7 protein-coding genes are annotated in these 9811 nt (G+C 63.1%); all 7 read right to left on the bottom strand.

Going from position 1 to position 9811, the window contains the following annotated elements:
- Positions 1-125: 125 nt before the first annotated feature.
- A complete protein-coding gene (locus tag ACIP8I_RS00355; RefSeq protein WP_400757876.1) occupies positions 126-1238 on the bottom strand; it encodes a substrate-binding domain-containing protein in 1113 nt (370 codons plus the stop codon).
- 489 nt (positions 1239-1727) lie between these two features.
- Positions 1728-2939, bottom strand: a complete 1212-nt coding sequence (gspF, locus tag ACIP8I_RS00350; RefSeq protein ID WP_108590403.1) for a type II secretion system inner membrane protein GspF — start codon at positions 2937-2939, stop codon at positions 1728-1730.
- Complete coding sequence (gene gspE / locus ACIP8I_RS00345) at positions 2939-4345, bottom strand: type II secretion system ATPase GspE (RefSeq protein WP_400757874.1); 1407 nt, start codon at positions 4343-4345, stop codon at positions 2939-2941. Before gspE ends, gspF begins: the two co-directional genes overlap by 1 nt.
- A 405-nt stretch (positions 4346-4750) precedes the next feature.
- A complete protein-coding gene (gspD, locus tag ACIP8I_RS00340) occupies positions 4751-7132 on the bottom strand; it encodes a type II secretion system secretin GspD (protein ID WP_400757873.1) in 2382 nt (793 codons plus the stop codon).
- On the bottom strand, positions 7129-7677 hold the full coding sequence (gene gspM, locus ACIP8I_RS00335) for a type II secretion system protein GspM (protein ID WP_285373867.1): 549 nt from the start codon (positions 7675-7677) through the stop codon (positions 7129-7131). The genes gspD and gspM overlap by 4 nt, the downstream gene beginning before the upstream one ends.
- Positions 7670-8854 carry a type II secretion system protein GspL gene (gspL, locus tag ACIP8I_RS00330; RefSeq protein WP_400757870.1) on the bottom strand — a complete coding sequence of 395 codons (1185 nt, stop codon included), beginning with the start codon at positions 8852-8854 and terminating at the stop codon, positions 7670-7672. The genes gspM and gspL overlap by 8 nt, the downstream gene beginning before the upstream one ends.
- Entirely contained in the window at positions 8851-9804 is a 954-nt protein-coding gene (gene gspK / locus ACIP8I_RS00325) for a type II secretion system minor pseudopilin GspK (RefSeq protein ID WP_400757868.1), read from the bottom strand. The genes gspL and gspK overlap by 4 nt, the downstream gene beginning before the upstream one ends.
- Positions 9805-9811: the final 7 nt, after the last annotated feature.

Here is a 9811-nt window from a genome sequence, read left to right as displayed (position 1 = left end):
TAGGCAGTTGGCGGAAGGCGCGACCGAACGGATGTCACACAAACTTCATGTTGGGCGTGTATCCGAGCCAAAAAAAATGACGGCAACCCGAAGGTTGCCGTCATCGCTGTTACGACCGCGCGAGCTTACAAAGGACGACCAATAGCGTTGCAGACGCTGGCGTTGTTGATGTCCAGGTTGTTGCCTGAGGTGTTGGTGATGAAGTTGGCGGTTACAGCGGTTTTCCAGGCGTTAGGCACGGCGACGAACTTGTGGGCCTGAGTCGCAGTGTTGTTGCCCGGGTTGCTGTAGTGCTGAGTCAGAAAGGCTTTGACGGCCGCGGCCACGGTTGCATCCTTGTAGCACTGACCGAAGATGAAGTTGGTGTAGGCAGCCAGTTTGTAGCCCGAAGCCGGGTTAGCCACCACGGGCGACCAGTTGGCAGGGTTTGCAGCCTGGGCCGGGGTCGAAGGAGCGGACACCGACGACAGTGCGAGGGTGACGTTGAGCGAAGTTGGCTGAACACCGTTGACGCGAGCAACAACAGCGTTGCTGGTAGCGTCGACACCGTCCGGACCGACATAACCGATCGAACCGTCAACCGCGTTCACGGCAGTGGCGACATCGGCAGTGTTGGCAACGCCGACCCAGTTCGACGGCAGGGCCGAACCGGCTGGCAGACGAGCGTTGGTGAAGGTCGAGTTGGTAGCGAACTGAGTCGGGCAGACCGAGTTCAAGTGACGGCTGAGGATTTCCGAAGTGCCGCTGGAAACGTTGCGGTAAACAACGCGAATCGGCGTGGTGTCGGTGGTTCCGAGCAGCTGGCCCCAAGTAGTTTTGGCACCGGAGAACGCATCGCACAACTGAGCGCTGGTCAGGTTCAGAGCGGTCTGGCCGGCTTTTTTGTACGGGATGGCAACCGAAGTGGCCACCGAAGGCAGTTGAATCAGCGGGCCGTACGAAGCGCCGTAGGTGGTGTTGTAGGTGCTGATTTCCGAAGCGCTGAGGATCGAATCGCTACCGGCGAAATGCACGGTGCCGGTGGTGCTGAAGCCGGCCGGATTGTTGGTCAGGAAAGCAATCTTGCCGGCACCGCTGCCCACGGCGGCGTAGCTGAAGTTGGCTGGCAGGATGCTGTCGGCCGAACCTTTGTACAGAGCGGCTGGCAGAGTGGCGCCACCACCGGTAACGGCCATGGCTTGAGCGGAAGCCAGGGCGGCGACGGTCAGGGAAGCGGCGATCAGAGTGCGCTTGAACATGAAGAATCTCCTTTTCAACGATGGGTGTGAACACAGGTTTTCAGGGGTCTTGCATGACACTGGGAAGACTCACCGCTGACCTTCGCAAGCGGGGTCCGTGGTTAAGTCGCACTGAGAAATTCGCAGTTTCCGGTGACAGATAAAGGAAAAAACCTCGGGAGCTGCGCGGGGTTTTTCAGCGGGTTTTCTCGGGTGTTTGCGGGGGATGGCGAGGGGTCTGGATCGTGGGTTTGGCTGAAATTGGCTGCAGCCGTTGCGGGGTGGTTGCAGATGACAGAAAGGAGAACCCGAGGATGGGGGAAACCTGACTCGGGTGATGCTGAAGCCTTGGAAAAAAGTCTGAATTATTTGTTGTTCTGCATGGCCCTATCGCTGGCAAGCCAGCTCCCACAGGTATTGATGTTGTGACACAGATCGCATTAACAACACTGCCCCCTGTGGGAGCTGGCTTGCCAGCGATGGGGCCCGGGCAGACAACATCAATCGCAGCTACTGCACCAACTGGTTGATCTCAATGATCGGCAACAACACCGCCATCACAATCACCAGCACCACCCCACCCATTACCACAATCATCAGCGGTTCGAGCAACGCGGTCATGCCCATTGCCCGCCGTTCGATATCGCGGGACAGCGTTTGCGCCGCACGTTCGAGCATCGGTGGCAGTGCGCCGGTTTTCTCGCCGCTGGCGATCAGATGAATCAGCACCGGCGGAAACACGTTCTCCACCCGCAACGCCGCCGCGAGGTTCACCCCTTCGCGAACCTTGGCCGTGGCGTCGCTGACGCTAAGGCTGAGTCGATCATTGGATAACGTCTGCCGCGCCGCCTCCAACGCCCGCAACAACGGCACCCCGGCACCGCCGAGAATCGCCAGGGTCGAGGCGAATCGCGCAGTGTTCAGGCCCAACACGAAACGCCCGATCAGCGGCAATTTCAGCACCCGATGGTGCCAACTCAACCGCGCCGCCGGATTGCGCAAATACAGGCGCCAGCTCCAGAAAGCACCAGCGATCACCGCTGCACACAACCAGCCCCACGCCCGAATGAAATCACTGGCGGTGAGCATCGCCAAGGTCAGCCCCGGCAAGTCCTGCCGTGCCTGGGAAAACGCACTGACCACCTGCGGCACCACATAACTGAGCAGGAAAATCACAATGCCGATCGACACCAGCCCGACCACACCCGGATAGATAAACGCGGTGAGGATCTTGCCGCGCAGGTTGTTGCGCTCTTCGATGTAATCCGCCAGGCGCTCCATCACCTGCGCCAGATCACCGGACTCCTCCCCCGCAGCGATCAACGCGCGGTAAATCTCCGGAAAATCCCGTGGTCGCGCCGCCAGCGACTCGGCCAGACGCATGCCGCTGCGCACATCGGCGCGCACCGCACTGAGGGTATGGGCGATGTGTTTTTTCTCGGCCTGCTCCACCGTCGCGCTGAGTGCCGCTTCCAACGGCAGGCTGGCACCGAGCAGACTCGCCAGTTGCCGGGTGGCCCAGGCCAGATCGTTATCCGACATGCGCGCACTGAACAGACCACCGCCGCCATGCTGGGCGACGTTGCTTTCCTTGTGCACCGACAACGCGGTCAACCCACGGCTGCGCAACACGCCGAACGCCGCGCCCTGGCTGTCCGCTTCCAGATGCCCGGATTCGATCTTGCCGGTAGCGTCGGCGGCTTCAAAACGATAGCGATTCATCAGGCGTCCCGTGTCACACGAAGGATTTCTTCCGGCGCCGTGGCACCGCTGCGAATCCAGCGTTCGCCGTCTTCACGCAGGCTGAACATCCCGGCCTTCGCCGCTGCCGCACGCAAGGCCTGCTCCCCTGCCCCTTGGTGAATCAGGGTGCGGATGTCGTCGTCGATGCAGAACAATTCGTGGATGCCAGTGCGGCCGCTGTAGCCGGTGTGATTGCACGCCGCGCAACCGACCGGGCGCCACGTCCCCGGCGCTGCCGGATCTTCCTGTTTGCACTGATTGCACAGCCGTCGCACCAAGCGTTGCGCCAGTACGCCGAGCATCGACGACGCGAGCAGAAACGGCTCGACGCCCATGTCGATCAAGCGATTGACCGCCGACACCGCGTCGTTGGTGTGCAGCGTCGCCAGCACCAGGTGACCGGTGAGCGACGCCTGCACGGCGATTTGTGCGGTTTCCAGGTCGCGGATTTCGCCGATCATGATGATGTCCGGGTCCTGGCGCAGAATTGCCCGCAACGCCAGGGCGAAGGTCATGTCGATCTTGGCGTTGACCTGAATCTGGCTGATCCCCGGCAGATCGTATTCCACCGGGTCCTCCACGGTGAGGATGTTGCTGGTGCTGGCATCCAGCCGCGCCAGCGCGGCGTAGAGGCTGGTGGTCTTGCCGCTGCCGGTGGGGCCGGTGACCAGCACGATGCCGTGGGGCTGGCGGATCAGGTGATCGAGTCTGGCCAGCACCTGCGCGTCCATGCCGAGGGTTTCCAGGTGCAGACGCCCGGCCTGTTTGTCGAGCAAGCGCATCACCACCCGCTCGCCATGCCCGGTGGGCACGGTGGAGACGCGAATATCGATCGGCCGCCCGGCCACACGCAGCGCGATGCGGCCGTCCTGCGGCAAGCGTTTTTCGGCGATGTCGAGTTGCGCCATGATCTTGATCCGCGACACCAGCGCGCCGTGCAATGCCTTGCGCGGCGAAACCACGTCGCGCAGGGTGCCGTCGACCCGGTAGCGCACCACCGAATGGGTTTCGAACGGTTCGATATGAATGTCGCTGGCCTCATCGCGGGCGGCCTGGGTGAGCAAGGCGTTGATCATACGGATCACCGGCGCACCGTCCTGGGTGTCGAGCAGGTCGGTGATTTCCGGCATGTCCTGCATCAGGCGGTCGAGATCGACTTCGTTTTCTGCCGCGCCGACTACGGCGGCGGCGCTGCCGGTGTCGGCGTAGGCCGTGGCGAGCAGGCCGTCGAGTTCGTCGTCGCGCACGCGCTTGAGCGACGTCTCACCGAACTGCCGCCGCACCTCGCTGATCGACCAGCCGGGCGTCGATGGGCACACGGTCAGCACACCGTCGCACAACAGAATGCGCTGGGCCTTGGCCCAGGCGTAGGGCAATGCACTCATCTCTTGAGGCCCCCCAATTCCCCTGTGGCGAGGGAGCTTGCTCCCGCTAGGGGGCGAAGCCCCCGTAAATCCGGCATGCCGGGTGTATCTGGAAGAATGAGGTAGCAGGTTTTGGGTCTGCTGCGCAGCCCAGCGGGAGCAAGCTCCCTCGCCACAGAAATGTTTTTCAGCTTGCGGGCCAAGTTCATGGCCTTGGACCAAGCGCAGGGAAGCGAACTCATCTCAAAACCTCCCCAACTCTCGGGTCTGAACATGTTTTTGTGGCGAGGGAGCTTGCTCCCGCTGGGCTGCGCAGCAGACCCAAACCCTGCAACCCCATTTCCGCAGACACACCTTGCATGTCGGACTTGCGGGCGCTTCGCACCCGAGCGGGAGCAAGCTCCCTCGCCACAGTCATAATGCTGTTCAAAAGCGCGTGCTCCCTTCGATCGGCACCGCTTTGATCGTCGCTCTCGGCCCCGAAGCCGGAACCGGACTCGGCACCCCCTGCGCCGCCGTTGGCAACTGCGGCGCCTGCATGTCCGGCATTGCCCAGCTGCGTTCCGGTTGCAGGCCGCCCTGGGCGCGGCGCATGAAGTCGTAGCGGTTGAGGGTAATGCTGCGCCCCGCTTCGCTGTCGCGGATGATGTACGGGCGCAGGAACACCATCAGGTTGGTCTTGGTGATCGCCCGGCGTTCGTTGCGAAACAGTGCACCGATCCCCGGCAGGGTTCCCAGCCATGGCACCGCTTCGTTGCTCTGGCTGTAGCCGTCCTGCAGCAAGCCGCCGAGGACCATGATCTGCCCGTCGTCGAGCAGGATGCTGGTATCAATCGCACGTTTGTTGGTGACGATCCCTGCCGACGTCGCGCTGGCCGAAGCGCGTTCGTCGATGCTGCTGACCTCCTGATAGATGTCGAGCTTGACCGTACCGCCCTCGGAAATCTGCGGCCGCACATTCAGCTTCAAGCCCACCTCTTCCCGCGTCACGGTCTGGAACGGGTTGTTGCTGGTGCCACCGCCGCCAGTGACGTAGCTGCCGCTGACAAACGGGATGGTCTGGCCGACAAAAATACTCGCCGCTTCGTTATCGAGGGTCAGCAGGTTCGGCGTCGACAGCACGTTGGTGCCGCCCTTGCTCTTCAGCGCCCGGGCCAACACTTTGAGGTCGAGGATCTTGCCGATGCCGGGAATGTCGACAGTGCCGTTGACGTAACCGAGGTTCAAACCCTGGGGCAGCACATCGAGACTGGTCTTGCCATTGAGATTGATCCCCGAACCGCCAAGATTCGCCCCACCGATCACGCCTTTACCGCCGAGATTGCCGGTCTGCCACTGCACACCGAATTCGCTGGCATCGTCCTCGCCAACTTCAACAATCAGGCTCTCGATCACCACTTGCGCACGGCGCTGGTCGAGCAAATCGATGACCTCGCGCAGGTTGCGATACAACGGCTCCGGCGCAGAAATCAGCAGGGTGTTGGTGGTCGCGTCGGCCTGAATCGTCACCCCGCCAGCACTGAACGCAACGTTCTGTTCGCTGGCCTGACTGCCGGCGCTGCTGGTCGAGCTGCTGCCCTGGGCGTAACTGCCGCCAGTGCTGCCCGTGCTGGAAGTGGTCGAAGTGTTGCCACTGTTTTGCGTGCCGCTCTGCGCGCTCGAACCGCCATTGTTGTTGCCGTTGCTGCCCATGGCACTGAGCACCGAGCGCGCACTGTCGCTGGTGCCGCTGTCGCTCTCGCCGGTCAGCAGGCCGCGCAACGCTTGCGCCAGTTTCGCCGCTTGCGCGTTACGCAGATAAACCACGTGCAGGTTGCTCGGATTGCTCTGCGCGTTGTCGAGTTTGTAGATCAGGTTGCGCGCCAGCTCGGTGCGCTCGGGGCTGCCGGCGCGGATGATGATGGTGTTGGAACGCGGGTCGCCGATCACCGCAATTTTCTGCGTCGGATCGTTGCCCGGCGCGTCGAGCAGATCCGCGACCATCGGCGCGATGTCGGCGGCGATGCCGTTCTGGATCTGCACCACGTCGGTGTCGATCGCACTAGGCGTGTCGATGGTCTGGATCAACTGGGCGACGCGGGTCAGGTTCTCGGCGTAATCGGTGACGACGATGGTGTTGTTGCCGGGGTAGGCATTGATCGGATTGTTCGGCGAGACGATCGGGCGCAGCACCGGAATCAGGTTTACCGCGTTCTCGTATTGCAGGCGAAAGGTGCGGGTGAGCATGCCGTTGCCGGCGGGTTTGTCCGGGCTGTAGATCGGCCCGCCGAGCAGTTTCGCGTCGGCCTCCGGCACCACCTGGGCGACGCCGCCGACATCGACCACGCTGAAGCCCTGCATGCGCAACGCCGCGAGCAACATGTCATAGGCCTGGCGTGCCGGCACCTGACCTTCCGAGACCAGCGTCAGGCTGCCCTTGACCCGAGGGTCGACCAGAAACTGCTGGCCGGTGGAACGCGACAACGCGCGCACCACCGCTTGAATATCGGCATCGACAAAATTCAGCGTCACCGGCTGATCGCCCAGCGGATTGCTCGGCAGTGTGCTGCCGCGCGGGGCGCCGCCACTGCGCGCGCGTTCGGTGATGTTGTGCATCTGCCGTGGTTGCGGTGCGGTTTGTGCCTGGGCGCGTTGCCGATCGAGCAGCGCATCACCGCTGCGCTGGGTGTTGGCCAATGGGCGGCCGAGTTCGCTGTCCACCAGCAACGGCGGCTGGTTCGGCGGCGCGGTGGTGTTGCTGCACGCGCTCAATGCCATCAGCAGCATCGGCAACGCCAGACGTGCCGGTTTGGATCCTGACCCCTTCATGAAGCTTCCTTAGCGCCCAGCGCCTGATCCATGCGAACGGTGCCTGACAATGTGCCGGCAGTGACTTCGGTCGAAGCGTTGTCGGCGCGTTGCAGACGGGCCTCGACCACTTGCAGAGAAAGTTGTGCCGGGGTGCTCAACAGCCAGTCGAGCACGGCATCGGCTGGCGCCGCGTCGAACGTCAGTTGCCAGGCGCCGGCCTCTCCGGCTTGCAATTGGTAATGCCCGGCCAGGCCGCTGGCCTGTAGCGTCTGTTCAAGAGACTGCGCAAGACTTTGCCCTTGCGGACGCACACTGACCTCGCGCAACAGCACTTCCAGCGCTTCGGTCTGCGCGCGCAACTTCGGCGTTTCGGCTTGCCAATAAGTGATTTTTTTCAGCGGCGGCTGGATCAATGCCACCCACACCAACAGCGACAGCAGCACCACCGCCATGCCGCCTACCATGCGTTTTTCCCGCAGGGTCAACGCTTGCCAGCGCACCTGCAACTGAGCGCTGAAACGCTGCCAACGGGCGCGGTACACCGCGAGCGATGCCTTATTCATCTTCTGCTCCGTTGTCGTCAGCGCTTTCGTCGGGAGTGCTGACTTCGTCGCTCGGGCGCAGCAGCCAGCCTTCATCGTCAGCCGTCGCACTGATCCCGACCTGGGCCAATGCGGCTTGCCAATCCTTGTCCTTGTCATTGGCGCTGCGCCGGGCCTCGGCCAGCAGACTCAACTGCAACGTGCCATCGATAAACGTCAGGCGCTCGACCGTGCCGGCCATGAACGGCATGCCGCTGCCGGCCTGCAACACCAGCCGATTGAACGGCTGCGCCGGATCCTCCGCCGCGCCCTTCTGCCGCGCCGCCAATTGCTGACGCGCCTGTTGTAGCGGATTGAGGATTACCGGCAACTCGGGAAAGGCCTGCTTCACCCGCAGCGCCATCTGCGCCTTGAGCTGCTGGCCCTGACTCGCCTCGCGAGCGGCATACAGGTTCAAGCCGATGACCCACACCGCCACCGCCAATGCGCACAGCCCCAGCGCCCGGCCCCAACCGCGATGCTCGCTGCGCTGCTGTTGCACCGCACCCTGCAGGCCCCAACCGGGCAACGGTCCGGTCCAGCGCTGCGCCTCGGCCATCGGCAATTGCGCTTCCGCCGGCGCTGCCGAACCGATCCAGTGCAGCGGCGCGCCGCAAGTCAGCAGCCAGTCGCCAATCTCGTCGTCGAACAGCGGCTGCACCCGCGCAACCTGCACGCTTTTGCGCAGCAACAAATGGCCGTCCTGCCGACAGGCCACCGTGCCCGGCAGCACCGGCAAGCGGTACGCCGCCGGGTACAAACCACGCAGATTCAAACCGGCCTGCTTCAGCAATTGCCCCAGATGCTGCAAGCGTTGACGCGGCGCCCAGGCAATCTGCACCTGCCCCGCTTCGTCCCGCGAACTGTGAGCGATGTGCATGTCATTACAGTCGCCGAGCATCAAGGCCTGCGCCGCGCATTGCACCGCCGCTGCGGTCTTGTTCGCCGGCAATGGCGGCAGGTCGATGCTCGCCAGCAGGCTGTCCGCCGGGTGCAGAAAAACGCTCAGCGGGGGCTGCTTTGCTAACTGCCCCAGTTGGCTAAAGGTCTGGCGCTGCTCACGAATGACCTGCCCCTGCCGGTCCAGCCACGCACAGTCCATTTCACTGTCGAGACTCAACTGCGCCAGTGGCGGCAAACTCACACGCAACTGACTCATACGCCCACCCGCGACCAGATCACCTGCGGCAGACGATCCTCGCTGCGGTGCAACAACGCATCGAGGCTGACCCGCCGCTGATCACGCCGCGCCTCGCCACGCAGACGAAACCAGTCACTGGTGATGCCGACCTTGACGCTGGTCAGCTCCAGACTCGGCATGCGCAAGCGGTTGACGAAATCACCACGGTTGATGAACCAGCGCCCGGCATCGCGCTCATTGATCAGCGCCTGCGCCCGCTCCAGCGACAACCCCGGCACATACGCGGCCAGCACCGGCGCGGTGGCGGTATTGCCGTTGAGCCAAGTGGTCGCCGGGATCACCGTCAGGTACGGCGCCAGTTTGGCAATCACCGCGTCATTCACGCCCTCGACACTGCGCAAATCCTCGACACTGCGCAGCATCGGCAACTTCGGATTCTGTGGCTTGCGCGAAGCATTCGGCGACGTGGCACGGCCACTGTCAAAGGTGTTTTTGCTCGCGGTGTTTTCGGCAATCTGCGGATTCAACAGATACGGATAGGAGCCGATCACCCGCTGACTGATGCGCTGACTCAACCCGGCGCTGACGCCGATCAACGCGCACAGCCGCTGAAACGCCTGCACCTGCGCCTCATCGACACGCTCGTTGGCCACCAGATTGCGCAGGTTGAACTTGCCCTGCTCATCCTCCAGCCGCACCTCGAAACCTTGCGCATTCAAACGCTGCGCCCACGGCTGATCGAGCCGGGTCAACGGATCACGCTGCCGCGCATCCCAAAGCAACTGCCGACTGATCTCCAGCCCACCGTGCAACAACCAACGCCCCTGCACCCGCTGTTGGTCCGCCTCCAGCGCGCGGGTCGAAACGCTCTGCCGGGTCAACATCCCCGCCGCAATCACCGCGACCACCGCCGCAATCAACAGCGCACTGATGATCGCCATCCCCTGCTGGTTCGATTGGCTGTTCATCACCGGC

Source organism: Pseudomonas sp. NPDC088414, from assembly GCF_044753325.1.
Lineage (GTDB): Bacteria > Pseudomonadota > Gammaproteobacteria > Pseudomonadales > Pseudomonadaceae > Aquipseudomonas.
The sequence above is the reverse complement of the archived record's forward strand: the minus strand, read 5'-3'. Positions and strand labels throughout refer to the sequence as shown.

Excerpts from the sequence above, each read along its gene's own strand:
- ACIP8I_RS00355 (WP_400757876.1), bottom strand. The coding sequence starts at position 1,238 with ATGTTCAAGCGCACTCTGATCGCCGCTTCCCTGACCGTCGCCGCCCTG.
- gspF (WP_108590403.1), bottom strand. The coding sequence starts at position 2,939 with ATGAATCGCTATCGTTTTGAAGCCGCCGACGCTACCGGCAAGATCGAA.
- gspE (WP_400757874.1), bottom strand. The coding sequence starts at position 4,345 with ATGAGTGCATTGCCCTACGCCTGGGCCAAGGCCCAGCGCATTCTGTTG.
- gspD (WP_400757873.1), bottom strand. The coding sequence starts at position 7,132 with ATGAAGGGGTCAGGATCCAAACCGGCACGTCTGGCGTTGCCGATGCTG.
- gspM (WP_285373867.1), bottom strand. The coding sequence starts at position 7,677 with ATGAATAAGGCATCGCTCGCGGTGTACCGCGCCCGTTGGCAGCGTTTC.
- gspL (WP_400757870.1), bottom strand. The coding sequence starts at position 8,854 with ATGAGTCAGTTGCGTGTGAGTTTGCCGCCACTGGCGCAGTTGAGTCTC.
- gspK (WP_400757868.1), bottom strand. The coding sequence starts at position 9,804 with ATGAACAGCCAATCGAACCAGCAGGGGATGGCGATCATCAGTGCGCTG.